Raw genomic sequence first — 25,268 nt, 5'->3', positions numbered from 1 at the left:
GAGGAGATTTGATGACACAAGACGTTCTGTTTTCCGTTGGCGAACACGGTCTGGCGACGATCACGCTGAATCGTCCCAAGGCAATCAATTCGCTTACGCACGAGATGATTGCAGCGATTGGACAACGTTTGCAAGAGTGGGCGAGTGATGAGCAGGTTCGGCTGGTGGTTGTAAAAGGCGAAGGGTCGAAGGGGCTTTGCGCTGGCGGGGATATCAAAGCGCTGTACGAAGCGAATACAAGTGCAGAAGCCATGGAAAAAGCTGTCCGTTTTTTTGCGGACGAATATCAGGTGGACCAGTTGATTTACGAGTTCGCCAAGCCAGTGGTCGCCGTCCTCGACGGGGTGGTGATGGGTGGAGGCGTAGGGTTGACTTACGGTGCCAGCCACCGCATTGTGACGGAACGCACGAAGTGGTCCATGCCGGAAATGAATATCGGCTTTTTCCCCGATGTAGGCGCAGCCTATTTTTTGAATCAAGCGCCAGGACAAATCGGCAAGTATCTCGCCTTGACTGCCGCGATCATTCAGGCTCCCGATGTATTGTACAGCCAGGCAGCAGACGCGTATATGGCGAGTGAGCGGCTGGAATCGTTTCTGCTTGCGCTGGAGCGAAAGGATTGGTCAGCGGCGGGAGACGGAACGGAGGCTGAGTTGAACAGGCTTGTGGCTACCTATGCAGAAAATCCGGCAGGGGCAGGGAGGCTTGCCGGAGTGCGCGAGCAGATTGATCGTCATTTTGCTTTTGCCACGCTGGAGGAAATCGTTGCGTCCCTGGCAGCAGAAGAGAGCGAGTTTGCGAGAGAAACAATCGAGGCTTTGCTGTCAAAATCACCAAGCTCGCTGAAAGTCACCTTGAAGCAGCTGATTGACGGAAAAGGCAAGACGAGAGAAGAATGCTTTGCGACTGACCTCGTGCTTGCGCAAAACTTCATGCGGCATCCCGATTTTTTTGAAGGGGTGCGCTCGGTGCTCATCGACAAGGATCGCTCTCCGCGTTATGCGTACCGCACGTTGGCAGATGTTTCGCCAGAGCTGGTGGAACGGTTTTTTCAGGCGAGCGACAGTGTGGCGTCATCTTGATCGAGAAAAGTGTCTGGCTGGGAAGGAAGCTCCCGGCTGGGCACTTTTTTGCGTGCTGCTTATCCCGCTACGGTTGGATCGCAATGGGTGCAAGCTCCTTTTGATCGCCTGCCTCATATAAATGTACATCGTATGAAATGGCAAAAAGGAGCGTCTACATGTTCATCTACACAGTAAAACCGGGTGATTCTCTCTATTCTGTCGCCGCGAAATTCGAGGTTCCGATGGCGGTCTTGCAATCGACCAACGGTTTGACAGTAACGACGCTCGTGCCCGGGCAGGATTTGGTTATCCCGACAAAAACATACATCGTCCAGCCAGGCGATTCGCTGTATGCCATCGCCCAGATGAGTTTTGTGACTCCAAAGGCGTTGCAGGAAGCGAACGGACTGACTTCGTACGCGCTTACTCCCGGCAAAAGGCTCAGACTGCCAACCAGAGCCAAATATCCGGTGGAAAACTTCAGTTATTTGCTGCTGACGACACCGGAAAATGACGAGAAAATCATCGTCAATTCAGCCGCGAACAACACGTATTACGGCATTTTCGAGCACCATCTTTTACCTGGCGGTGCCCTTAGCCAGCTGGACGATGCGGCTGTCATTCGTGCCAGCAGACGGCATCGTGTTGCGCCGCTGGCCGTCATTACCAATCTGACGGCAACGGGCTTCAATGCAGAGCTGGTTCGGCAAATCCTGAACAGTCGCGAGCAGACCCAACGTCTGATCGACAACATTTACACACTGGTGCGGACGAAAAATTACGCGGGCGTAAACGTTGACTTCGAGCTGGTTCGCCCGCAGGAACGCGATTTGTATACGAACTTCCTGCGCGCTTTGCGGCAGCGGTTGAAGCCGCACGGTTACTTTCTTTCGGTCGCGCTGCCTGCGAAGACAAACGATGAAGTCGAGTGGCTGAAAGGCTACGACTACAAAGGGATCGGCGCGGCAGTGGACTTCGTTTTTCTCATGACGTATGACTACCATGAAGCAGGAAGCGAGCCTGGCCCAGTCGCCCCGATTGGGGAAGTGCGCCGCACGATCGAGTACGCCATTTCCCAGATGAACCGGAAAAAAATCATTTTGGGAGTCGCGCGTTACGGCTACAACTGGATGATGCAGGGAGACAACGTCGTGAGCGCGCAGCCTGTGAGAGTAGCCGATGCTGTCCAGCTATCGATGCGCTACTCGGTGCCGATCCAGTTTTCTGCCGAGTACCAGCAGCCGCATTTTACGTACTGGGATGAAAATGGGAGGAAGCACATTGTCTGGTTCGAAAACGTGCGCGGCCGCGCTGAAAAATACAGGCTGGTTTACGAGTACCGTCTGCGCGGTGTAGGCGCGTGGCAGCTCGGCTTCGAGTTCCCGCAATCGAAAGTGTTGATTCCGTTCTTTTTCACGGTGAAAAAAGTGATCTAGCCAAGCTGGTATGAGACAACAGTCGTCTGTGAGCAGGGCGGCTGTTTTCTGGATTTTGCGTTATTATAGGCACCTTGTTTTACATCGTCCACTTGTTGAAGACGGAGCAGCCGCGAATCATTGAGCAGCGGCTGCAAAGAAGCTTGCGCCGCCCGCCTGACCGGAGCGACAAAAAGCTTGAAGAGCAGGGCATGGATGAACAAATTTGATCGGATCAAACATGGTTGGGACGATTGTCAAATTACCATAAAGCTCTTGTGAAAAGCGGTTTTTCAGCAGGCGAATCCGCTATGATAGGGGAAGAAGCGCGAGAGAGAACGGAGTGAATCAACATGCTGGCACCTGATCAGGAATGCACCTTGACGATTTTGCAAACGAGTGATTTGCACGGGAGCATTTTCCCGCATTCTTATGCCAATCATGAGCCAAAAGAGCTGGGATTGGCCAAACTGGCAACCCGAATCAGGGAAGAGAAACAGCGGGCGGATCAGTTGCTTGTCATCGACTGTGGCGACCTGATCCAAGGTACGCCGCTTGCCTATCATCATGCCCGCATCAGCCACGAGCAGCCGAACCCGATGATTCTCTGCCTGAACGAATTGGGCTATGATGCCGCTATACCGGGAAACCATGAGTTTAATTACGGGTTGCCGTTTTTGCAAAAGGCGATGAGCGAAAGCCGCTTCCCCTGGCTGTGCGCGAATTTGACCGATGCGGACGGAAAGCCCTTTTTTGGCCGGGCGTACACAGTCAAGCGCTTCGCAAACGGACTTGCGATAGGCATAATCGGTCTGACTACTTCTTATATCCCGCATTGGGAAAATCCGGCGCATATTGCTGGCATTCAATTTCGCGATCTGGTCGAAACGGCCCGCTACTGGGTGCGCTTTTTGCGCGAAGAAGAAGCGGTCGACGTTGTTGTGGTCGCCTATCACGGCGGGTTGGAACGGGATGCCGAGACAGGGGAACCGACCGAACCGCTCACTACGGAGAATCAAGGATATGAGCTGTGCGCATCTGTCGAGGGCATCGATGTTTTGCTGACGGGACATCAGCATCGGATGCTCGCTGCCACTGTTCACGGTGTCGCGATCGTGCAGCCGGGGCACGAAGGACGGATGGCGGGAAAAGTCGTCCTGAATTTGCGGGCAAAGGAGTCGCGATGGGAGATTAGGCAAAAACAGGTCAGTCTGCTGTCGGCAGAGGGCGTGCAGCCAGATGCGTCCCTGCTGGAACTGGCAGCGGATTACGAGGCGGAGACGCAGCAATGGCTGGATCAGCCAATCGGTCGAATTGAAGGCAATATGCGCATAACTGATCCGCTGGCGGCGAGATTGCAGGAGCATCCGTTCATCGAGTTTATCAATCGGGTGCAGATCGAGATGTCAGGGGCGGCGATTTCGAGTACGGCGCTGTTTGACAATGCCGCAGCCGGATTTGCGGAAAACGTGACCATGCGCGATATCGTCAGCAACTACATTTATCCGAATACGCTAAAAGTATTGCGTGTGACCGGACAGGATATCAAGGATGCATTGGAGCAGACGGCAGGCTACTTTGATCTGGACGAGACGGGAGAAATCGTCGTCAGCCCGCGCTTTCTCGTACCAAAGCCGCAGCACTACAACTATGACATGTGGGAAGGCATCGAATACCGGATCAATGTCGCGAAGCCGCTCGGACAGCGAATCGAATTTTTGGCGCAAGAGCACAAGCCGCTTGAGATGGCTGCCGAGTACGAGGTCGTCATGAATCATTACCGTGCGGGTGGGGGCGGCAACTACACGATGTTCCAGCACAAGCCAGTCGTTCGCGAGTTGGCGATCGAGATCGCGGAACTGCTGGCGACGTACTTGCTGGAGCGAAAAGTGGTCAAGGCGACTGTCAATGCGAACTGGAGCGTGGTTGCGATTGGCGGGCAGGGGAGCGGCGGGTAAAGCGGAGTATAAGGAAAAAACGTAACGAGATAAGAAGTTCCCATTCGTATGGTTGATATGAGGTTACATATTGCTGTACCTTCAGATGACATCGATTTTCGCTTTATCGAAAGAGAAGCAAACACTTCCTTTTTCTCTATTCAGAACAAAAGTGGAATTCAGAGAGCCATAGATCCAAGCGATAGCAATTTTTTAGAGGCACTTTTGATCACGTATCAAGGTAAGTCAGTATCTGATTTCCGTTTTTGTGATGTCAGGCTGCTAACGCAATTGATTGCCGTGGTTGAGGATTACTACTTGAGTGCCAAAAAAACAATTAGCGAAGACATTTACGGTCTTGGCGTAATTACAATCGGTCTGAGACAAACGGGTGAAAACAAACTGTTGTTAACAGCTGTAAAAGACGGAAATACGATTGTACAGGCTGAATTGCCAGAGAAAGAATGGATAGATAAGTTGTTTGCATTATGTAGAGAGTATTTTTCTTGCCTTATTCAATACGGAATTGCTGAATCGTTTCATACAAAGCAACTATCCGTTATATGTGAGTATGAAAAAAGATACAAGGATACATACAGAAAAAACCTTGGGTAAGAAACAACCAGTGTGGTTCCTTTCGTGGAATCACACTGGTTGTTTTGTCTAACAAAACAATACGAGCTAAGGGTACTGCTGGAACACCATGAAGAAATCAGGGCGCAGAACGCCCTATTCCTTAGCCGTTTTTTTCAGATAGGCTCTCCATGTAATCGCCCACTGTTCGGGATCGTCCAGCACCGATTCGATGACGCGGTGGCCTGTGCTGTTGTGGGGGGCGGTTTGGACGATTTCCGGATTTTCGTATGCTTCCTGGGAGATGTGGGTCAAGGCTGCGATGTATTCGTCCAGCTCGGCTTTGGAATACGACTCGGTCGGTTCCAGCGTGAACGGCTCCGGCACGATATAAGGGTGATGGCTGGTCCAGTAATGGTGGGCGAAGTCAGCCATGCGCCGCTGGACATCGTAAGTCGTGACGCCCGTGTCTTCGGTGAGCTTCTGCCAGCTGTAGCGAACCTGTTCCAGCCGGCGGCCCTTGATATACGGGGCACTGGCGCCGCGAATCTGCAAAATTTTGTGGTACAAGTAATTGTTGTTGAGGCAGGCGATTTTCGCTGCTTCTTCCAGCCCTTCCGCTCCGAGCGCCCGAATCCAGGCGTAGGCGCGCAGGACAGCCGGCGGCACGCCGTAGAAGCTGCGGACTTTGCCGATGCTGTTTTTCAATTCTCGCTTGTAGTAATAACGCTCTCCGTCGAAGTCGACGAGCGGACCCGGCAGGAACTCCTCCAGCTTTTCCGTCACGCCGATGGCTCCAGTCGCAGGGCCGCCGCAGGCATGGGGGATGGAAAAGGTTTTGTGCAGGTTGAAGAAGCACATGTCGAAGCCAGCCTCCAAGGCGCGGGTAATGCCGAGCAAACCGTTGGCGTTTGCCTGGTCGTAGCAGCAAAGCCCTCCTGCGGCGTGAACCACGTCGGTAAATTCCTTGATGCGGGAGTTGTAGATGCCAGTGTCTTCCGGATTGGCTACGGCAAAAGCAGCCGTCCGTTTCGACACAAGCCCTTTCAGCGCCTCCAGATCAGGGTAGCCGTTTTCGTCGGCAGGCACGTAAATGATTTTGAAGCCTTTGACTGCGGCGGTTGCGGCTTGCGACGGGTGCGAAAAGTGCGTTGTCAAAAACTCGTTGCGCAGCTCGCCTTCGCCGCGGGATTCGTGGTATTTGCGGACGATAGAGGCTTGCGTAAGCAGTGCCTGCGTGCCGCTGCCCGGCTGGAAGGAGAATTTGTCCATGCCGGATACTTCGCGCAAAAACAGGTCGAGCTTGTAGGTGATTTCCAGCATGCCCTGAACGGTGGACTCGTCTTGCAAAGGGTGCAGCTCCGCCATTTTGGGCGAGCGGGCGAAGCGCTCGTTGATTTTCGGCGAGTATTTCATCGTGCATGTGCCTTGGCCGATCTCGACGTTAAAGTCCGCGCCGAGCACCTCCTGCGACAGGCGGGAATAGTGGCGAATCACACGGAACTGGCTGATTTGCGGGAGATTGGGGCGCTTTTTGCGGCGCAGACTGTCTGGAAGCTGAGACACACCGTCTCCGACAGATGCGACAATCTCCTGCTCGACGCGGGGAACCTCGACTCCTCGCTCGCCGGGCTGGCTCAGTTCAAAAATGACAGGCTCATCCCACTTGGCCTGGTGGAAGCGTCTGACTTTGTGATCGCGGGGAATCCGCTTCATTTTTCCGATCGTTCCTTCGGATGTTTTCATCGTTGATCTCCTCCTTTTCCTGTTTACACGATGCTTGCAAGCGCAGTAGCGAGCGCGTCGATCTCTTCTTTGGAATGGACTTCTGTCACGCAGAAAAGGGCGCATTGCTCAAGCTGCGGATCGTGTGTGGTCAGGTCGACGCCGCCGAAAATGCCGCGAGAGAGCAGAGCCGCGTTGATCTCCTTGACCGTTTTGCCTGTCTGCGAAAAGTCGATGACAAATTCTTTGAAAAACGGACCAGAAAACTTCAGCTCGACGCCAGGCAAGGAGGCGAGCTGCTTCGCGGCGTACTGGGAGCGTTGCATGATGCCCTGTCCAAGCTCTTCCATGCCGTCCGGTCCCATGGTCGCCAAATACACGCCTGCGGTAATTCCCCACAGGGCGGTTTGCGTACCGACAGACTCTTTGCCTTTTTCCCGTTTGGCAAAAGAGGTGCGGTCGTACGCCACATCGCCGAAGCCATACTCGCCTTCGACTTCTGTCGGCGCGATGCCAAACAGGCGGGAAGGGTATTCCATGACGAAGGTTGGATCGTCGTGCGTCGCGATAAACCCGGATTGACCGCCGCCGTAATGCATGTGGACACCGAGCGGTTGCAAATCGCCGCACACGATATCCGCTCCGTAGTTGGCGGGCGCTTCCATGACACCGAGCGAGCTTGGATCGACACCGACGACACACAATGCCCCGGCAGCGTGGGCGAGGTCTGCAATCAATTGCCCGTTCGTTTCCAGCGAGCCGAGGAAGGACGGATTTTCAAAATAGACAGCGGCAGTGTTAGGGCCAAGCTTCGCCTGCAAGTCTGCCAGATCGATAGCTCCGGTATCTTCCGTGAAGTCCACCAGTGTAAGCGTCAGATCAGGGGAGGTGTAGTTTCGGATGATCAGCAGCTTGTCGGGATGGATGTTTTTCGGGAGCAACAGCTCGGTGCGCTTCGTAATGCGCGCTGCCATGCGCAGCGCAGTAGAAGCAGCCTGCGCCCAGTCAAAGGTCGGGACGTTGACGACATCCATGTCGACCAGCTCGGCAACCAGGCTCTGGTATTCAAACAGGGCTTGAAAACGTCCTTTGTCCTCGTATGGCTCACCTGCATAAGCGGTCAGAAACTCGGCGCGCGAGTTGATCTCGTCGCACACAGCCGGAATGAAGTGAGGCCAGCAGCCAGCCCCGAGAAAGCTGATGTATTCTTTCGTCGTAATGTTTTTGTTCATGAGCTGGTTGACGTGTCGCTCCAGCTCGTATTCAGTCAAAGCAGGGGGAATGTTCATTTTTTCTTTCAGGCGCAGCTCCTGCGGAATGTCAGCAAAAATCTCCTCAATGCTGCCCAGCCCGATTTCCTTCAGCATCTGCTCTTTGACAGCGGGCGCTGAGTTCGGGATGTACGGATGTGCAAAAGGTTTGGCGCTCATGTATGTGTCCCTCCATTTTTTCATACTTTTCTGTCATGTAAGAATGTAAGAACGGAAAGCCGCTTCTAGGCCAGTCCGCCGCCATCTACGACCAGCACGGAGCCTGTCACCCAAGTCGAGAGGTCACTGGCAAAAAACAGGACGGCGTTGGCGATATCTTTTGGCGTGCCAAGACGCTCCAAAGGTCGGCCCTGCGCGGAGGAGACGAGGAAAGCCCCTTCTTCCTTATTTAGCTGGCGAGCTTCTTCCCGCAGCAGTGGCGTGTCCGTATCGCCAGGCGAAACGCAGTTGACGCGAATGTTCTCCGGGCCGTGATCGATTGCCATTGCCCTTGTCAGGTTGACGATGCCTGCTTTGGCTGCGCAGTAGGCTGCTGCCTTGTCGCCGCCTTTGATGCCCCAGCCGGAGCCTGTGTTGATAATGCTGCCGCCGCCGTTTTTCGCCATGATCGGAATGACGAACTTGGACAGGTTGTACGCCCCTTTGAGCGATACATCGATGACGAGATCCCACTCGTCTTCCGCCAGCTCGACAACCGTTTTGCGCCGGATGACGCCAGCGTTGTTGAACAAAATATCGATGCGGCCAAAAGCTTGCTCCACCGACTCGGCCACTCGCTGACAATCAGCTTGGGAAACGACGTTGCACATAAAAAACTGGGCGAACCCGCCAGACTCGTTAATCTCGCCTGCGGCTTTTTCTCCAAGCTCCTGATTGATGTCGAGCAGCATGACCTTGACGCCGAATTGAGCGAGACGCTTTGCAGTGGCAAGGCCGATGCCGGAAGCGCCGCCTGTGACCAAGGCAATTTTTCCATCCAGTTGAAAAATATCGTTAACGTTTGGCAAGGTTGATCGATCCTCCCTGGCTGTTTCATTTCTTTTGCTTTTGTGATCTTACATGTTGCAAGCTCTGTGCCAATATTTTTTTGGCAACGATTTTCCGAGTTCCGCTGCCAGTCTGATGCCAGAAATGGCGATTATGCCGTTCTTCGCCAGAAGCGCAGACACGTATTGTTTGCCACGATTGACAAACGATTTGCCATTTTTGACACGGCAAAAGGCAATTTGATTGTAAGGTATCTGAATTTTTAATAAACTAAAAGGAAGAGGAAACAAAGGGGGATGCGCATGCTTTCGCTGGAACGCTACAAGCCGGCTATCGAAAAAGTGATCACTGGCATTTCGGACATTTTAAACGTCGATGCAGCCGTCATCAACGAACGTGGTTTGCTGGTGGTCAGCACAGAGCGCTATCTGAAACAGAAGGGCAACCATGTGCATATCCCTTCGCTGCAGTTCATCTTGTCAAAAGGCCAGTTTCTCGTAGACAAACCGGGTTTTATGGAAATGTGCGAGGGCTGCCGTTTTCTTGACAGTTGTCCGGCAAAGGTCGAGCTGCTCTCGTCGATCAAGATTGCGGATCAGGCGATTGGGATCGTTTCCCTCACGTCTTTTACAAAAGAAGGGCAGCATCGCCTGTCCAAGCATACAGAGAAATACCAGCAAATTTTGCTGGAAATAAGCGAGTTGATTACGACGATCGTCCAGACTCATTCGGCTACCCAAACCAGCTCTGCCGATGAAGAAAAGCTTTTGCTGGAAGGGGCGCTTGATACGCTGAACGACGCGTACCTGACTTTTGACCGCAGCGGCAATATCATCCATACTAACACCAGCGCCCGTACGCTTTTGGCTCAAAACGAGCTGCTTCCCGCCGACATCTCGCGGATGTTTCTACCGTCCTTGTCAGGCATGGCGGCGCACTATTTGCCAGTCGCCAACTGTCTTGTCGACAAGCTCGATGCTTCGGCGGAGGCGACGCCAATCGTTGTCGACAATCAACTGATCGGCGGGGTTTTGCGTGTCCCGCGGGAGTCTCCTGCGACTGCGCTGCCGCAAGCGGGGCAGCGACGTTCCCTGTCTCTGAGAGATGAGGGCTTGGATCATCTGGTTGGCAGCAGCGAGGCGATTCGCGAGGTCAAGGAAATCGCAAGGAAGATCAAGGACAGCAGCTCTACGGTGCTGATCACGGGTGAAACAGGAACGGGAAAAGGGCATCTGGCCAAAGCGATCCATGATTCCGGCAACAGGGCGTTTTATCCGTTTGTAGCGATCAACTGTGCGAGCATTCCCGAGAGCTTGTTTGAAAGCGAACTGTTTGGCTATGAGGACGGAGCTTTTACAGGAGCCAAAAAAGGCGGCAAGCCCGGGCGCTTCGAGCTTGCAGATGGCGGGACGCTGTTTCTCGACGAGATTGGCGATATGCCGCTGTCTTTGCAAGCGAAGCTGCTGCGCGTATTGCAGGAAATGGTGGTGGAGCGTGTCGGTGGAACGAGAGCGTTTCCGATCAACGTTCGCGTCATCGCGGCCACGAATCAGAATTTGGAGGAGCTGGTGGCGAACAAGGCATTTCGCGCCGATCTTTACTATCGGCTGAACGTCATTCCGCTCCACGTTCCGCCGCTTGCCGAAAGACGGGAGGACATTGAGCCGCTGGCGAATGCCTTTTTGCAAAAATGCGTGACGAAAACGGGGCGCAGCTTTTTCGGCTTTTCCCCCGATACGTTGGCTGTGCTCAAGGCGTATGACTGGCCGGGAAATGTCAGAGAGCTGGAAAACGCGATCGAATATGCGATGAACATGGAGAGCGATTCCGTCATCACGCCAGGCAGTTTGCCACCCCGGCTGTGCAGTCGGTTGGTCACTGGCCACTCTGCTGCGACGACTGCGATCAAGGCGCGCGTCGCTGATGTGCAGGCGGACGCGATCCGCGCTGCTTTGCAAAAGCACGGAACCGATCTGAAAGGAAAGCAGAAAGTAGCGGAAGAGCTGGGAATCGGAATCCGCACGCTGTACCGGAAGCTGAAACTGCTGGGCATATAGCTGGCATATAGGAGGGCGACAAAATGGGTGAGTTCGATACTTTGTTTCGGCAACGAATTGGCATTCCAGAAACTGAGACGATTCCTTTTGAAAAGCTGGACTTGGTTCTGGAAAAAGCAGCGCTGGCTATCCCTTTTGAAAATATGCGCGTCATCGAGCAACAAACGAAAGCGATCACCAAAGAAAATGTGATGAGCAAAATATTGGTGGAGCGGGAAGGCGGGCTGTGCTACGAGCTTAATTCGCTTTTGTATTTCTTTTTGCTGGAAAACGGCTTTGATGCCGTTTTGACCAGAGGGGTCGTGTATAAGCCTGCGGAACGAGCCTTTTTGACGATTGGGCGCACGCATCTGACGATTGTGCTCCGTCATCAAGGGCGGCAGTATTTAGTGGATACGGGGTTTGGCGGGAACTTGCCGCTGAAGCCTGTTCCGCTGAGCGGGGAGACGGTGACTTCTGCTAATGGAGAGTTTCGTGTAGGCAGAATGGATAGCGAGTATGGGAGCCATGTGCTGGAGATGAAGTTGAAGCACAAGGATACGGAGTGGAGAATCGGGTATGCTTTCGACCCCGAAAGACCGATTGCCGGGCTATTCGAATGCGATGAGATTCAGACGATTATCGCTGATCACGCGGAGTCTCCTTTCAACAAAAGCCCATTGCTGACGCAGTTGACGCCTACGGGAAACATCACTTTGACGAATGCCACGTTTACCGAGTGGGTCGATGGGCGTGTGACGAAGGAGAGCGTTGACGAAGCTAGATTTAAAGAGTTGGCCAGGCGGTATTTTGGCTGGCGGGATTGGGATTGATGACTGTTAGGCTTTGGGCGGATCGTGGTTTTTTGAAAGATTGATCTGGGGTGGAAATTTTTAGTGCGGGTGTTGAGCGGAGCTGTAGTGGAGAGAGGAAACAGGAGAAACCGCTGTAGGGACTTGGGCCTCTAGCGGGGAAGCGTGGACTGGCCGTCTCCGGCGAAAAAGGAAAACCGCGTCAAAAGCAGCGAGATCGAGGAAGTGGACGCACGTTGCCGCTTAAAGGCGTGTTTTCCTTTTTCACCTCCGTCTCGGAAGGAGTCCCAAAGCCCTTTCGCTTGTTTCTCCTGTTTCCTCGGCCAACGTGTGGCTTTGGTCGGACATCGCTTTTGGATGGTTGATCAGGGGGGAAAATCCAGAGCAGAAATTGAACAAGTTTTTTCATGAACGGGTTGTATGAAGCGACCGTCTTCAAGAAGACTCTTGCTCATGTTTCTGTGTTTTTTTGAAATCCCCGATCACCACCGCTAAAGTACCGATGACGCAGACTACAAAGCGTCAGCTAAAATAAGCTTTTTGGCATTGGTATTTTTCTTTGAAACCCGCGCCGACCACAATCAGCCCCTGACGAGGAAAGAGACGAANNTTCCGAGGAAAAAGCGAAACACGATTTTAAGCGTCAACGTGCGTCCGCTTCTCTGAGTCCTCTACTTTTGACGCGGTTTCGCTTTTTCCCCGGAGCCGTGCAGTCTAGACCCACAGAGGGTATCCCAAGAAGCTACAGCGATTCGTCTCTTTCCTCGCCACGTCTAAAGTACCGATGAAGCAAACTGCAAAGCGTTACCCAGACCAGGTTTTCTTTTATGTATTCGCATTTGGCGTTTTATTAAAACTCGCGCCGACCACCGCCAGCCTCTTTCCACGTCACGCCTAAAGTACCGAAGAAGCAAACTGCAAAGCGCCGCCCAAAAAAGAAAAAAGGCTTCGCACACAACACAGTGGCGGAGCCTTCCATCGTATGTTCTATCAGTGAGCAGCTTATTGCGGCAAATATTTCAACGGATCAACAGGCGCTCCATCTTTGGTCATCTGGAAAAGAAGATGCGGCCCCGTGCTGCGGCCCGTGCTTCCCAGCAACCCGATAAGCTGGTCTTGGGCGACGAGTGCGCCTTGCTCGACCTCCAGCTTTTCCAGATGCGCGTAAACGGTTTGGTAGCCGTCTTCATGCGCAACGACAACATGATTCCCCGATTTTGCATCATAAGCGGCTTTGATTACAGTTCCGGCGGCAGACGCTTTGACAGGGGTGCCCTCTTTATTCATGATGGAAATGGCGTACTGCTCGCCGCCACTTACAACCTCACCCGCGACAGGCAGGTGGAACAGCGGCTCTTTGCCCCATGTTTCCTGGGCGCCTGTCAAAGTGAATGCGCCCAAAGCGATAATGGCGCTTATGCTGAAAGCGGCCCATGCATACGTGGTCCTTTGAAATCGACGGATCATGTGGATTCTCCTTTTGATGTATTTTTTTGAACTGGCAAATCCGGCGGTCAGGGCGCTTTGTTGTGGGTTCGCATACAATTCCAGCGCTTTGACCATGGTGTAGCCGTACGCTGTCACTTCCGATTCGCGCAAACAAGCAAGGGTCATGGCGTCGCAAGCAACCTCCTGATCTTGCCTCATGCGGAAAACGGCGTACCACATCAGCGGATTGAACCAGTTTAGAATCAGCAGCGCGTGTGCCAGGCCGTTCACAGCGATGTCATGCCGTTTGTAGTGACAAAGCTCGTGCAAGAAAATATGGCGCAATTCGTCTGCATCGAGCTTTTCCAAAAACAGCGCGGGCAAAAGAATCCGCGGCCGCCAAATCCCCAGCAAGGCAGGACTTGTCACGGCGCTGCTGATCGACAACGGAATAGAAGCGGCGATACCTAGCTGCTTTTTGCAACTCGCATACAGTTGTAAAATCGCAACGTCTTGCACTGGCTGAATGTCCAATTTGCGTGCCGAAAAGCTGCGGGCGGACCAGGCTGTCGCAACAGCAAAAACAATGACCCCGAGCAGCCACAAAAAAGAGAGCGGGTCGAACCAAAAGAAACGTGCCTCTTCCGGCATGTATGTATATGTATCTGGATGCGCGACAAAATGCGGCGGCTGAAGAGGAACATCGACTTGCAAAGCAGCGGTTCCAGCTCGGGAGGACGGATATGGCACGGGTGTGGAAAAGGCAGCTGGCAGCCAATTAAAGAGACTGAGCGGACTTGCGAGAGACAAAGGGACGGCCAGCTTGATGATCAGCAGAAACCAGACGCCATAGTGAAAGCGGGCAGGCAAATATCCGCCCAAAATCAGCTTGAACAGCAAAATCACCAGCACCAGAAAGCTTGCTTGCAGGGAGTTGAGCGAAATCCAGGAAAATGTCGCGTGCAGGAGCGAGACTAGCCATTCCACAGAGCTATTTCTCCTTCTCCGCCAAAATATTTTTCAACTCTTCTATTTCCTTGGCTGAGAGTTTCTCTTCCTGCAAAAAGTGGACGAGCATCGGCTTTAGCGCTCCCCCGTAGACGCGCTGCAAAAAAGACTGCCGCTCGGTTCGCTTGCATTCTTCTTCGCCGAGCACAGGCGAGTAATAATAGACGCGATTGATTTGTTCAAACGAAATGACGCCCTTTTGCAAAAGGCGGCTGAGCAATGTCTTGATGGTCTTTTCCTTCCAGGTCTTGTTGTCGCGCAAGGCAGCAATCACTTCAGATGCCGCAGCCGGGGATTTGGCCCAGAGGACCTTCATAATCTCCCATTCGGCATCGGAAATTCGCGGATGATCATCCATTAACGACAGTCCTCCTTGGATTACAATTGTAGTCGATCGACAGTTATAGATTACATTCGTAATCTAGTGTTGTCAACTCTCTCTGTCGCATATGAAATCTTTTAAATCCGACAAACGAAAAAGCCCCAACAGTCCCTGTGATCTGTTGAGGCGAAGCATGGCAGCCGTCTTTTATCGTAAAGTAGCATACAAAAACGCAGGAGGGATCGGGCATGGAAGTAATCGAGCAGTTTGGCAATATAGACATTTATTTGTTTGATCAGTTGCTAAAAGGGCGGATACAAAAGCAGATGCGCATTCTCGACGCAGGCTGCGGCTCAGGGCGCAACCTCGTTTACTTTTTGCGCAATGGCTATAAGGTTTACGCCGTGGATCAGTCCGCCAAGGCAGTAGAAAGCGTGCACAAGCTCGCAACGGAGCTGGCAGCGAGCGATTGGGCAGCAGATCGTGCGCGCGTAGAAGCGGTTGACAACATGAGCTTTGCCGACGAGCAGTTCCAGTTTGTCATCAGCAACGCTGTCCTGCATTTTGCGGAAAATGATCAGCATTTCCGGCAGATGCTGCAAGAGCTGTGGCGGGTGCTTGCGCCAGGTGGCGTACTTTTCATGCGTCTGGCTTCCTCGATCGGGATTGAGCATGCCGTGCAGCATTTGGGCGATGAGCGGTATTTGCTCCCGGATGGCAGTACGCGTTTTCTCGTAAACGAAGAGCGGATGCTCCAAGCGACAGCTGACTTGCAGGGCATTTTTGTGGAGCCGATCAAAACGGTAAATGTAGCCGGGCAGCGCTGCATGAGTACGTGGTGCATACAAAAGCCCGCGCTCTAAAAGTCGCGCAATTGGTCAAAGCGCTCGAACAGAGGCGCGAGGTCGATGGCGAGTCCTTGTGCGGCAAGGCTTTGCTTGGTCGAATCTAGCAGGTCGTGCAGCACGACATAAATTTCTTCCCGCTCGACTGTTTCGATAAAGCCTGTGCGCCGATCCATTTTGTTAAAGGCCAAAGTGTACGCTTCAACCAGCTCAAGCAAGGCAGCTTCGAGGTCGGCCGCTTTCGGAAGCTCGCTGGCCTGTTTTTGCAAGGCGGTGAGGGCAGTCGCTGTCTTTTTGTACTGATCAGCCGCTTTTTTGGCTTGTGCCGCCGTAATATTCTCCCTGCCGTCCCAATCGCGGAACGGATTGGTCAAATTGTTTGCGAGCCATTCCGAATTGCGCGGCTTCGTGATGGACAGATTCAGGCCGCGTTTGCTCTCCTGTTTGTAGGCAGTCTTGATGCTTTTGGCGGCATCTGCTGGCAAGCTGGTCATCCACAGTGTCGAGAGCTTTGGCAATTGTTGCGGCGGCGGAAACTGGTCTGGCAAAAAGCCGAATATGTCGTACGTCGAAAAGGAAGCAAGCTTGCTCAACTGACTGATGCTGTCGAGGTTGCTGATCGTTCCCGGTTTTCCCCACAGACGCATTTCTTGCAATTCCGGAAAGCGTTGGACGATAGGCAGCAAGTCCAGCTCCGTCACCTGATGCAGGTGAAGTCCTGCCAAACGGGGCAATCCGTGAAAGTCTGGAGGAGATGAGGTAAATCCAGCACTCAACCAATAGCCGCCCTCGTCCGCCTCTATGTGCAAGTCGGGTGAGATGTCGCTGCCCATCGTCAAATTGGTCAGCCCTTTGTTGAGCGTCAGCTTCTCCAGTCCTTGGGCATTTTGTATAAACAACTTGCGAATCTGGCTGCCGCTGAGGTCGATGGACGACATCGGCGTTTTGCCCAGGTGAAGCTCAATTATAAACGGATTGTTTTTGACAAAAGCCAGCAAGGAAGCAGATGCTTCTGCTGCATGGATTTTGGTGAGGCACGGGAGTTTTTCCAGCTCGGAAACATCATCAAGCTCGGCCAGCATGTCTTCCCAAACGACATTGGTGGAGCGGCGAAGGCTCCTGGTTCCCAAGGTGATGAGCGCGTCATCCTTTGCGGCTTGCTTGAACAGTTGGCGCTTCTCTGCGGGAATTTGCTCCCACTGCCATTGACGGTAGATGCTGCCGCCGACATTCCAGGTGCCGTAGCTGTTTGTTTCTCCCGGAAGAAGCGGCGGGATATTCCCTGCCTTGATGTAGTCTTTCGGTACGGCAGCCTCGACATAGCTGTGCTGCAAGTTGTTGTTCCAAAAATAAAAGTCGCAGGATAGCGGCTTCATCGTCAATAACTCAGCTTCGTCAGGGAGCGTGTCGCTTAGCCAGTCCAGTTCGAGCAGGCTGATCAGCTTGGAGGATTTGCCGGACTCGGACTCCTTGAACGAAGTCACCTGGCACGCTGTATATTTTTGCAGCTTTTCTACGAAAACGCAGTAAATATCTCCAACTGCGGGGATCAAACGAATCATCCTTTCCGTTTTGGGAGTCTTAACCCATTTGGCGCTTCTTAGCGTATTTTTACATATTGCCAAGATTTTGGCTATGCGACGAAAGTGCCTGTATGGGCAGCTGTCGTTGTCGTGGCAAGCTGCATTTTCTATAATGGAGGGAACGAAAGCGGCACCAGTTTGGCTGGCGCAAGAGGAGGCGGGCGAATGAAGAAAGATGAGAGCCGACAGCAGTGGATGAGCCGCGTTCTGGAAGGAATCGTGGAAACGTCCCGCGATCACCTGCTGATTACGGACCCCGAGGGCTACATTCAACTGGTCGGTGATTCCTCCTACGACATGTACGGAATCGGAAAAGAACAACTGCTGGGGAAAAATGTGATCGAGCTGGAAAAGGAAAAAGTATTTTCCCCGTCTGTGACGCGCAAGGTGATGGACACAAAAACACCGCAAACGATGATGCAGGAAATTCCCGGCGGCAGAAAGCTGATGGTCACAGCCTATCCCCTCTGGAACGAGGACGGCAGCATGCATTCGGTGATTAGCTATTCGCATGACCTGACAGAAATCATGGAGCTGAAACGGCGCTACGAGAGCCTGACCGAGCAATTGAAGCAGTTCGAAACAGAGATTGAGGAGCTGCGCGAAAAAAATCAGGAAGGCTTCGTCGCAGTCAGCCAGCCGATGCGCGACATTGACCGTCTCATCAAAAAGGTCGCCATGGTCGATTCTACGGTGTTGATCCTCGGCGAGTCCGGGGTCGGAAAAAACGTCATTGCCAGCCAGATTCACCGCCATAGCCGCCGATCCGCCGGGCAATTCGTGGAGATCAACTGCGGCTCGATTCCGGAAGGGCTGTTGGAGTCGGAGCTTTTCGGCTATGAAGCGGGAGCTTTTACAGGCGCTGGCAAGCAAGGCAAACAAGGAATTATCGAGCTGGCGAACCAAGGCACGCTGTTGTTGGACGAGCTGGGGGAGCTGCCGCTGACCTTGCAGGCCAAGCTGTTGAAGGTGATCCAGGAGAAACGGTTGCAGCGCGTAGGCAGCATGCAGTATCGCGATGTCGATTTTCGCCTGATCGCTGCCACCAATCGCGATCTGGAGAAGATGGTGAAGGAGGGCAAGTTTCGCCAGGACTTGTATTTCCGGCTGAACGTCGTGCCAATCCACGTCCCTGCTCTGCGAAATCGCCCGGAAGATATCGCCGCGCTCCTCAAGCTGGTCGTGCGCTCGCTGAACGAGCGATACGGGATGAACAAAAAGCTGGACGCCGCAGCTACTCACGCTTTGCTGCACTACGATTGGCCGGGGAATGTGCGGGAGCTGGAAAACGTGCTGGAGCGGCTGGTGGTAACGGCAGATGAAGAAGTAATTACGTCGCAGCACTTGCCTGCGGAAATCAAGGCGGCAGGGGAGGAGCAGACGGCAATGGAGCCGAGTGTTGCGGCCGCCAAAATGTCGCTGCGGGACGCGATGGAGCAAGTCGAGGAAAAGTGGCTGCGCCATGCGGCAGAGCGTTGCCGGACTACAGCGGAGATGGCCGAGTTTTTGGGAATCAGCCAGCCATCTGTCGTGCGCAAGCTGCAAAAATACCACATCCGTCCCCGTTAATTCAAAAATGAATTTTTAATTCAAAAATGAATCGAACTATTTACAGGTTTCGATTCATTTTTGAATTAGCGGAGATTTCTGCTATGCAAAAAACGCGCATCACAGCAGGCTTTCTCGTTTGGCACGGGTATTGCTACATATCGGAGTCGAAAGCATCACCTAAGCTGTTATCATTCTCATACAAGGAGAGATTACGATATGTCCAAACAACGCAAATTCGCCAATGTAGCTGCTGGTGTTCCAGGTCCGAAGGGGGCCGCTTTGATTGAAAAAAGAAAACAGTTCGTGCCAAAAGGCATCGGCAACAACACGCCGGTTTTTGTAGAGACGGCATCCGGGGCGCTCGTGACAGACGTCGACGGCAACACGTACATCGATCTGGCAGGAGCGATCGGAACGCTCAACGCTGGTCACTGCCCGCAAGAAGTGGTCGAGGCGGTAAAAGCGCAAATGGACAAATACATTCATCCTTGCTTCCACGTCGGCATGTACGAACCGTATGTGGCGCTGGCAGAAAAACTGGCTGAAATTACGCCGGGCAGCTTTGAAAAGAAAACGATGTTTGCAAACAGCGGCGCAGAAGCCGTAGAAAACGCGGTGAAGATCGCGCGCAAATACACAGGACGCCCTGGCATCATATCTTTTAGCCGTGGATTCCACGGACGTACTTTGCTCGGCATGTCGCTCACGTCCAAAGTAAAGCCGTACAAATTCCAGATGGGGCCGTTCGCGCCAGCTACCTACAAGGCTCAGTTCCCGTACCCGCTGAACAAACCGGAGTCCATGACAGAAGACGAGTACGCACAATTTTGCGTCCGCCAATTCGAAGACTTCCTGCTGACAGAAGTCGCGCCGGAAGAAGTAGCGGCCGTCATCATGGAGCCGATCCAGGGCGAAGGCGGATTCATCGTGCCGCCAGTATCGTTCGTGCAAGGCGTATTCCAAATTTGCAAAAAGCACAATATCTTGTTCATTTCCGACGAAATCCAAACAGGCTTTGGCCGGACCGGGGCGATGTTCGCTTCCACTCATTTCGGAATCGAGCCTGATATCATTACCATGTCCAAATCGCTTGCAGCCGGTTTGCCCATCTCCGCTGTGACAGGCCGCGCAGAAATCATGGATGCGCCGAATCCGGGTGAAATTGGCGGCACGTATGGCGGCAGCCCGCTCGGTTGCGTAGCGGCACTTGCTGTAATTGAGAAAATGGAGCGCGAAGACTTGTCCGGACGCGCCAGAGAGATCGGCAAGGCGATCAAGTCGCATTTTGAAGCCCTGCAAAAAGAGTTCCCTGTCATTGCAGATATTCGCGGATTGGGTGCCATGTGTGCGGTAGAATTTATTGATCCACAAACCAAACAGCCTGCAAAAGAACTGGTAGCCGGGCTGACCAAAGGTTGCTACGAATCCGGTGTCATCGTGCTTTCCGCAGGGGTACACAGCAATGTGCTGCGTTTCCTGTCTCCGCTCGTGATTACCGATGAGCAATTGCAAGAAGCGCTCGACATTATGACCGATGTGTTGAAAAGCCAGTACGTGACCCACTAATTCACCAGGGAGGTACGCATGAAAAAGCATCTGTATATTAACGGACAATGGAAAGAAGCAAACGAGTACGCGCCACTCTACTCTCCTTATTCCGGTGAGCTTTTGGCGGAGATCGCACAGGCTGACGAGGCTGACGTCGATGAGGCGATCCGCGCAGCGGCTGCGGCGGCAAAAACGATGGCAAAGCTGCCAGCCAGCCAGCGCGCACTGATTTTGGAAAAAGCGGTGGCGATCATGGAAGCGCGCAAGGAGGAGCTGGCAGTGATTCTCGCCCAGGAAGCTGCCAAGCCGCTGCGCACAGGACGGGTAGAGATCGCCCGCACGATTCAGACGTACAAATTCGCGGCCGAGGAAGCGAAGCGCATTCACGGGGAAACCGTTCCGCTTGATGCGGCTCCTGGCGGCGAAGGCCGACTTGCTTTTACCGTTCGCAAGCCGATTGGCGTAGTCGGGGCGATTACACCGTTCAACTTCCCGTTCAACCTGGTGGCGCACAAAGTCGGCCCGGCGATTGCGGCAGGGAATACGGTCGTATTGAAGCCCGCGAGCCAGACGCCGCTCAGCTCCTTGGTCCTCGCCGACATTTTTGCGGAAGCCGGATTGCCGGAAGGGGCGCTGAATATCTTGCCAGGAAAAGGCGCGGTCGTAGGCGAGAAGCTTGTCAGCGACAGCCGCATTGCCGCGATTACGTTTACAGGCAGTCCTGCGGTCGGAATCGCGATGAAAAACAAAGCAGGTCTGAAGCGCGTGACGCTTGAGCTTGGTTCGAACTCTGCCGTCATTATTGACCAGACGGTTGAGATTACGCAGGCGCTGGTTGATCGTTGCGTGGTGGGCGCATTTTCCTTTAGCGGGCAGGTGTGCATTTCGCTGCAACGCGTCTATATTCACCAGAGCAAGTACGAGGAGTTTCTCGATAAATTCAAGACTGCGACAGAGAAGCTCGTCCTGGGCGATCCGTTGCAGGAGGCGACAGACATGTCCTCCGTCATTTCGGCAAAAGACCACGAGCGGATGGGAGCATGGGTACAAGAAGCGGTTCAGGCGGGAGCGCAGGTCGTGACAGGCGGCAAAGCAGTGAACGAGCGGCTTTTCGCTCCGACGATCCTGACGAACGTAAGCGCCCACTCCTCTGTCTCTTGCCAGGAAGTATTCGGCCCAATCGTCGTAGTCACGCCGTTTGAAGCAATAGGCGAGGCGATTGAAGCCGTGAATGACTCCCGTTTCGGGTTGCAGGCGGGCATTTACACGAGCGACATTCATGCAGCGATGCGCGCAGCCGAAGAGCTGGAAGTGGGCGGCGTGATGATCAATGACATCCCGACCTTCCGCGTGGACAACATGCCGTACGGTGGTGTCAAAGACAGCGGATTTGGCCGCGAAGGAATCAAATACGCGGTTGAAGAGATGACAGAGTTGAAGTTGATTGCCATCAAGCTGTAAAAAGTTTTGAGCGAGAAGCAAAGACGAGCCGTTATGCGCTCGTCTTTTTTTGCGTGATAGCACGTCTTGCGATCGGTTTAATGTTCGATTTATAACGGATGTTAATATGGGAAATAACTATAAAAGCAACGAATTACCGATTAAAAACGAACATTAATTAGTTTTCGTTTGAAAAAGATCGCCTTTTATGTTACCTTAACTCATGTGAAAAAGCGGTCATTTGTATACAGCAGCGAAGTGAGGAGAAGGACAACATGGAATGGAAAGACATAGTAGCGGCCCTCAGTGTCGTATTGAACGGCTTGCCGCAAGGGCTGTTGGCATTGTCTCTTGGCTTTGCCTCCGTGCCGACGGCTCTGGCCTTTCTGGTAGGCGCAACGGGCAACGCTCTGACAGGCTCTGTCGCGGTCGTATCCTATCAGGCGGAAACGATTGCCTTGGCGGGAACGATCGGAAAAAGCATGAGAGAACGACTGTCCATGATTTTTGTTGGCGGAATTATTATGACCATCATCGGTCTGTTTGGTTTTCTGGAAAAGATCGTCGATTTTATTGGCCCGGTCATTACCAATGGCATGATGGCAGGTGTCGGCATCATGCTGGCGCGGGTGTCGTGGGAAATGGCTCGCAACAACATGCCTGTTGGTGTCACTTCGATGGGGAGCGGGTTGCTGACGTATTTCATCACAAAGGATCTCGTCTACACCGTGACGATCTCGGTGCTCATCTCCAGTCTGGTCGCCATCCTGCTTAAACAGGGAAGCTCGATCAAGCCGATTGCGAACGACCGTCTTGTTCTGCAAAAGCTGACGTTTTCCCCTGGCATTTTGCGCGGAGCGATGGCGATGGTTTGCCTCAATATCGGGGCGAACATCGCTTTTGGACAAATTAACGGTGAAATCGCCAAATCCGATGTGAACATTGACACGCTCAGCGTAATCTCCAGCGTGGCCGATATGGTGTCGGCACTGTTCGGCGGAGCGCCGGTAGAGGCGATCATTTCCGCTACGGCCGGGGCGCCCAACCCGGTTGCGTCCGGTGTTTTGATGATGGTGCTGATGGCGGCGATTCTGTTTGCAGGTCTTTTGCCGAAAATCGGCCGCTACATCCCGAGTGAATCGATTGCCGGGTTCCTGTTCGTGCTCGGGGCCATCGTGACGGTGCCGGGGAATGCGACTGCCGCTCTGACAGGGGGAGAAGCTTCGTCCGGTTTGATTGGCGGAACAACGATGGTTGTGACGGCGATTTCTGACCCGTTTTTCGGGATGCTGGCAGGCTTGCTGATGCGAGCATTGATCCATGCATTTGGCATGTAGGGACGCAAATCAGGAGGGATTTTTTGTGGATAAAACATACACGCTGGAAGTGGCAGGCGTAACGCGCGAGCTGCCGATTATGCCGATAGCGGACAACCTTAGCATCGCGAGCTTCGTCATCCTGGGCGATACAGAGCTGGTGACGGCAGCGGCACCACTGCTTGCCGAGAAGCTCCCGGAAGTCGATGTATTGATTACGGCGGAAGCAAAAGGCATTCCTTTGATTTTTGAAGTATCCCGTGTATTGAAGATGAAAAAGTATTACGTTGCCCGGAAAAGCACGAAGCCGTATATGGATGCTCCGCTGATCAATGAAGTCGAATCGATTACTACGCAGAAAAAGCAAATTCTTTGCCTGGATGGCGCGGATGCCAGAGAAATTTCCGGCAAACGCGTCGCGATTATCGACGATGTCATCAGCACAGGCAAGTCGCTGCAAGCGATTGAAGATCTCGTAGTCAAGGCAGGGGGCCATGTCGCAGCGAGAGCGGCTATTTTGGCGGAGGGAGACGCAGCCAAGCGCTCGGACATCATCTTTTTGCAAGAGCTTCCGCTGTTTTTCCACGAATAGAAGTAAGTTCAGCGCAACATAAAAAAACCTTCTCAACGATTGCTGAGAAGGTTTTTTGCTTGTGGATATAAGGCAAGGTTGAAGGCTGCATTCGCATGAGTCACGCGCAACTACTGCAAGTAGTAAATCGCCCGCGAGCTGATGATTCCTTTTACTTCTTGCCCTTCGGCGACCTTTTGCTCGATATACGGGATACCCGCCTCTTGCAGACGGATGCGATTGGCGTTGAAGTGGCGGAAGTCGACGATCATGGTCTTGTTGCTCGCCTTGATTTCCTGAAGCTGTTGCTCGGCCATTGCGTTAATGGACCTTTGTCCCAGCATGTGGGCGCTGCCAACGAGCAGCATGTTGACCAGCATGACAGCGAGCAGGATGCGGCTGCCGTAGCGGGTGAGCGCAGCTTGTGCGTCCCAGCCTGCCAGCGTGACGAGAAGCGGGATGAGCCAAAGCTGCGGAACGTACCGCGCCCACCAGCTTTCCGGGTTGATCAGGACAGTGATGAGCAAGATGATGCTTGCGACGAGGAGCGGCAAGGCTTTCCTGCGCTCGCGACCGAAAAGCAAAGCAAGCACGATCAGGAAGGCAAGCAGCACCGCGCCGCCAAACCATGGCCCAAAGCCCGCCACTCGCACGTCCGGAGCCAAAAACACCTTCAGTTCCTGCTCAGAGAAGGTAAAGGGCCATTTCAGCGTCGTTTCTTTTGGCGTAGCGATATTTTCCGATTGGGCGAACAAGGAAATGCCAAGCTTGCTCAGCGAGTTGATGTCTTTAAAGTCGTGCGGGCTGTTCGAAGTCATAATATCCACCGCGCCCTTGCCCGCCAGCGGGTAGAAAGGATGTCCCTTGGCAAGCGTATTGGTGACGTATGGATTGTAGCCGACAACGACGACGGTAATGACCAGACTCGCGGCGAGCCACGCCAGAACGGTTTTCCAGCGTTTTTGGCGATCGCAGAAAAAGAACAGCACCAGCAAAGCGCCGCCAAGCAGTACGGCATACACCAACGCTGTGAACTTGATCTGCGCAAGCAACATCAGGGCAGAGCAGAGAGCGAGCATGGTCCAGGTGTGGTAGCGTTTGAGCAGCAAATACCCGAGCGCGCAAATGATCAGCACGAGCGAGCCAAGCTGTCCGTCAATGTAAAAGGACGTCGCCTGCGACACGACGACCGGATTGCAGGCAGCCAAAATCGCCAGAACGACCGCCAGCCCCTTTTTCGCAGGAAAAGCCGTCCGCAGCGCTGCCAAGCTGAGGAAGAAGGACGCAGCCATGAGCAGCAGGTTGAAAATTTTCCCGACTTCAATCTGGTTAGTCACCTTGTACATGACCGCATCCAGCATCCAGGGCCCTTTGGCGTAATGGTTGATCCACAGGTGGAAGGCAGACAAGATTTCCTTGTTGTCCATTTCTTCGATCGGCTTGCCTGGCGGCTTGAGAATCGGGGCATCGTGCACCGGATTCCAGCCATTCGTAAGCAAGATGATGGCTTCCTGGTGATACGTTTGTCCATCAAAAGACAGATCGAACGTATTGGCGCTAATGTACCAGCCGCCCCCGATGACGATGGCCAACCCTGCGAGCAAGGCGACCAGCCAGGTCGGGCGGCGCAAAGGAACAAACGTGGCCGTCATGGCCAGCAGGCAAACAAGAGCGGCCAGGACAGACAGCCAGAAGCTGACCGCAGTAACCGGGATGCCCAGCAAAAAGAAAGTCGACGTAACGAGTACGATCGAGGCGATAAAAAACAGCAAGGTCGCCCCGATTACAAACGAGTAAGTAGCGGTACGGTTATTCATGAATGTAATCTCCTGTTTT

The 25,268-nt window shown here is 53.4% G+C and carries 19 protein-coding genes; 12 read left to right on the top strand and 7 right to left on the bottom strand.

The genetic code is table 11. The features are described from left to right. Nucleotides 1-11: 11 nt before the first annotated feature. From DEP07_RS14715 to DEP07_RS14700, 4 genes are all read left to right on the top strand, one after another. A complete protein-coding gene (locus DEP07_RS14715; protein ID WP_122962344.1) occupies nucleotides 12-1,082 on the top strand; it encodes an enoyl-CoA hydratase/isomerase family protein in 1,071 nt (356 codons plus the stop codon). A 158-nt stretch (nucleotides 1,083-1,240) separates the two neighbouring features. Next, nucleotides 1,241-2,500, top strand: a complete 1,260-nt coding sequence (locus tag DEP07_RS14710; RefSeq protein ID WP_287102655.1) for a glycosyl hydrolase family 18 protein — start codon at nucleotides 1,241-1,243, stop codon at nucleotides 2,498-2,500. 332 nt (nucleotides 2,501-2,832) lie between these two features. Further along, the gene (locus tag DEP07_RS14705) at nucleotides 2,833-4,437 is read left to right on the top strand and encodes a bifunctional metallophosphatase/5'-nucleotidase (RefSeq protein ID WP_287102654.1); all 1,605 of its coding nucleotides are present in this window, start codon (nucleotides 2,833-2,835) and stop codon (nucleotides 4,435-4,437) included. Nucleotides 4,438-4,485: 48 nt separating this feature from the next. Continuing rightward, nucleotides 4,486-5,031: a hypothetical protein gene (locus tag DEP07_RS14700; RefSeq protein WP_122962347.1), complete on the top strand. Its 546-nt coding sequence runs from the start codon at nucleotides 4,486-4,488 to the stop codon at nucleotides 5,029-5,031. A gap of 114 nt (nucleotides 5,032-5,145) precedes the next feature. Here the strand turns inward: DEP07_RS14700 and gcvPB are convergent, their stop codons facing one another. From gcvPB to DEP07_RS14685, 3 genes are all read right to left on the bottom strand, one after another. Beyond that, entirely contained in the window at nucleotides 5,146-6,735 is a 1,590-nt protein-coding gene (gene gcvPB / locus DEP07_RS14695; protein WP_287102653.1) for an aminomethyl-transferring glycine dehydrogenase subunit GcvPB, read from the bottom strand. A gap of 23 nt (nucleotides 6,736-6,758) precedes the next feature. Next, nucleotides 6,759-8,144 (bottom strand): aminomethyl-transferring glycine dehydrogenase subunit GcvPA, encoded by a 1,386-nt coding sequence (gene gcvPA, locus DEP07_RS14690; protein ID WP_287102652.1) that lies wholly within the window; start codon nucleotides 8,142-8,144, stop codon nucleotides 6,759-6,761. Nucleotides 8,145-8,209: 65 nt separating this feature from the next. Next, complete coding sequence (locus tag DEP07_RS14685; protein ID WP_173597265.1) at nucleotides 8,210-8,992, bottom strand: SDR family NAD(P)-dependent oxidoreductase; 783 nt, start codon at nucleotides 8,990-8,992, stop codon at nucleotides 8,210-8,212. Nucleotides 8,993-9,274: 282 nt separating this feature from the next. On the opposite strand from DEP07_RS14685, the gene DEP07_RS14680 reads away from it, so the two are divergent. Both DEP07_RS14680 and DEP07_RS14675 read left to right on the top strand, forming a co-directional pair. Next, nucleotides 9,275-11,029, top strand: coding sequence for a sigma-54 interaction domain-containing protein (locus tag DEP07_RS14680; protein WP_287102651.1), 1,755 nt, complete (start codon nucleotides 9,275-9,277; stop codon nucleotides 11,027-11,029). 23 nt (nucleotides 11,030-11,052) lie between these two features. Further along, nucleotides 11,053-11,841, top strand: a complete 789-nt coding sequence (locus DEP07_RS14675) for an arylamine N-acetyltransferase family protein (RefSeq protein WP_287102650.1) — start codon at nucleotides 11,053-11,055, stop codon at nucleotides 11,839-11,841. A gap of 981 nt (nucleotides 11,842-12,822) precedes the next feature. On the opposite strand, the gene DEP07_RS14670 is transcribed toward DEP07_RS14675, so the two are convergent. Further along, nucleotides 12,823-14,235, bottom strand: a complete 1,413-nt coding sequence (locus tag DEP07_RS14670) for a M56 family metallopeptidase (RefSeq protein ID WP_217022037.1) — start codon at nucleotides 14,233-14,235, stop codon at nucleotides 12,823-12,825. Between the two features lie 4 nt (nucleotides 14,236-14,239). Further along, a complete protein-coding gene (locus DEP07_RS14665) occupies nucleotides 14,240-14,614 on the bottom strand; it encodes a BlaI/MecI/CopY family transcriptional regulator (protein ID WP_173598964.1) in 375 nt (124 codons plus the stop codon). Between the two features lie 212 nt (nucleotides 14,615-14,826). Between DEP07_RS14665 and DEP07_RS14660 the strand changes: the two genes are divergently transcribed. Then, the gene (locus tag DEP07_RS14660; protein ID WP_122962355.1) at nucleotides 14,827-15,441 is read left to right on the top strand and encodes a class I SAM-dependent methyltransferase; all 615 of its coding nucleotides are present in this window, start codon (nucleotides 14,827-14,829) and stop codon (nucleotides 15,439-15,441) included. Here the strand turns inward: DEP07_RS14660 and DEP07_RS14655 are convergent. Beyond that, nucleotides 15,438-16,985, bottom strand: coding sequence for a hypothetical protein (locus tag DEP07_RS14655; RefSeq protein WP_287102649.1), 1,548 nt, complete (start codon nucleotides 16,983-16,985; stop codon nucleotides 15,438-15,440). The genes DEP07_RS14660 and DEP07_RS14655 overlap by 4 nt on opposite strands. A gap of 186 nt (nucleotides 16,986-17,171) precedes the next feature. On the opposite strand from DEP07_RS14655, the gene DEP07_RS14650 reads away from it, so the two are divergent. The 5 genes from DEP07_RS14650 to DEP07_RS14630 all read left to right on the top strand — a co-directional run bounded on the left by DEP07_RS14650 (nucleotide 17,172) and on the right by DEP07_RS14630 (nucleotide 23,453). Next, on the top strand, nucleotides 17,172-18,575 hold the full coding sequence (locus DEP07_RS14650; RefSeq protein WP_173598967.1) for a sigma-54 interaction domain-containing protein: 1,404 nt from the start codon (nucleotides 17,172-17,174) through the stop codon (nucleotides 18,573-18,575). Between the two features lie 198 nt (nucleotides 18,576-18,773). Then, on the top strand, nucleotides 18,774-20,123 hold the full coding sequence (gabT, locus tag DEP07_RS14645; RefSeq protein WP_063231545.1) for a 4-aminobutyrate--2-oxoglutarate transaminase: 1,350 nt from the start codon (nucleotides 18,774-18,776) through the stop codon (nucleotides 20,121-20,123). Nucleotides 20,124-20,141: 18 nt separating this feature from the next. Continuing rightward, complete coding sequence (locus DEP07_RS14640; RefSeq protein ID WP_122962359.1) at nucleotides 20,142-21,566, top strand: aldehyde dehydrogenase family protein; 1,425 nt, start codon at nucleotides 20,142-20,144, stop codon at nucleotides 21,564-21,566. Nucleotides 21,567-21,820: 254 nt separating this feature from the next. After that, on the top strand, nucleotides 21,821-22,882 hold the full coding sequence (locus DEP07_RS14635; protein ID WP_122962360.1) for a solute carrier family 23 protein: 1,062 nt from the start codon (nucleotides 21,821-21,823) through the stop codon (nucleotides 22,880-22,882). Nucleotides 22,883-22,907: 25 nt separating this feature from the next. After that, entirely contained in the window at nucleotides 22,908-23,453 is a 546-nt protein-coding gene (locus DEP07_RS14630) for a phosphoribosyltransferase family protein (RefSeq protein WP_122962361.1), read from the top strand. Nucleotides 23,454-23,563: 110 nt separating this feature from the next. Here the strand turns inward: DEP07_RS14630 and DEP07_RS14625 are convergent, their stop codons facing one another. Then, entirely contained in the window at nucleotides 23,564-25,249 is a 1,686-nt protein-coding gene (locus DEP07_RS14625; protein ID WP_122962362.1) for a hypothetical protein, read from the bottom strand. Between the last annotated feature and the right edge of the window lie 19 nt (nucleotides 25,250-25,268).

It is taken from the genome of Brevibacillus sp. (assembly GCF_003521185.1).
In the GTDB taxonomy this organism is placed as follows: domain Bacteria; phylum Bacillota; class Bacilli; order Brevibacillales; family Brevibacillaceae; genus Brevibacillus; species Brevibacillus parabrevis.
The sequence above is the reverse complement of the archived record's forward strand: the minus strand, read 5'-3'. Positions and strand labels throughout refer to the sequence as shown.

Excerpts from the sequence above, each read along its gene's own strand:
- DEP07_RS14715 (WP_122962344.1), top strand. The coding sequence starts at position 12 with ATGACACAAGACGTTCTGTTTTCCGTTGGCGAACACGGTCTGGCGACG.
- DEP07_RS14710 (WP_287102655.1), top strand. The coding sequence starts at position 1,241 with ATGTTCATCTACACAGTAAAACCGGGTGATTCTCTCTATTCTGTCGCC.
- DEP07_RS14705 (WP_287102654.1), top strand. The coding sequence starts at position 2,833 with ATGCTGGCACCTGATCAGGAATGCACCTTGACGATTTTGCAAACGAGT.
- DEP07_RS14700 (WP_122962347.1), top strand. The coding sequence starts at position 4,486 with ATGGTTGATATGAGGTTACATATTGCTGTACCTTCAGATGACATCGAT.
- gcvPB (WP_287102653.1), bottom strand. The coding sequence starts at position 6,735 with ATGAAAACATCCGAAGGAACGATCGGAAAAATGAAGCGGATTCCCCGC.
- gcvPA (WP_287102652.1), bottom strand. The coding sequence starts at position 8,144 with ATGAGCGCCAAACCTTTTGCACATCCGTACATCCCGAACTCAGCGCCC.
- DEP07_RS14680 (WP_287102651.1), top strand. The coding sequence starts at position 9,275 with ATGCTTTCGCTGGAACGCTACAAGCCGGCTATCGAAAAAGTGATCACT.
- DEP07_RS14675 (WP_287102650.1), top strand. The coding sequence starts at position 11,053 with ATGGGTGAGTTCGATACTTTGTTTCGGCAACGAATTGGCATTCCAGAA.
- DEP07_RS14665 (WP_173598964.1), bottom strand. The coding sequence starts at position 14,614 with ATGGATGATCATCCGCGAATTTCCGATGCCGAATGGGAGATTATGAAG.
- DEP07_RS14660 (WP_122962355.1), top strand. The coding sequence starts at position 14,827 with ATGGAAGTAATCGAGCAGTTTGGCAATATAGACATTTATTTGTTTGAT.
- DEP07_RS14655 (WP_287102649.1), bottom strand. The coding sequence starts at position 16,985 with ATGATTCGTTTGATCCCCGCAGTTGGAGATATTTACTGCGTTTTCGTA.
- DEP07_RS14650 (WP_173598967.1), top strand. The coding sequence starts at position 17,172 with ATGAAGAAAGATGAGAGCCGACAGCAGTGGATGAGCCGCGTTCTGGAA.
- gabT (WP_063231545.1), top strand. The coding sequence starts at position 18,774 with ATGTCCAAACAACGCAAATTCGCCAATGTAGCTGCTGGTGTTCCAGGT.
- DEP07_RS14640 (WP_122962359.1), top strand. The coding sequence starts at position 20,142 with ATGAAAAAGCATCTGTATATTAACGGACAATGGAAAGAAGCAAACGAG.
- DEP07_RS14635 (WP_122962360.1), top strand. The coding sequence starts at position 21,821 with ATGGAATGGAAAGACATAGTAGCGGCCCTCAGTGTCGTATTGAACGGC.
- DEP07_RS14625 (WP_122962362.1), bottom strand. The coding sequence starts at position 25,249 with ATGAATAACCGTACCGCTACTTACTCGTTTGTAATCGGGGCGACCTTG.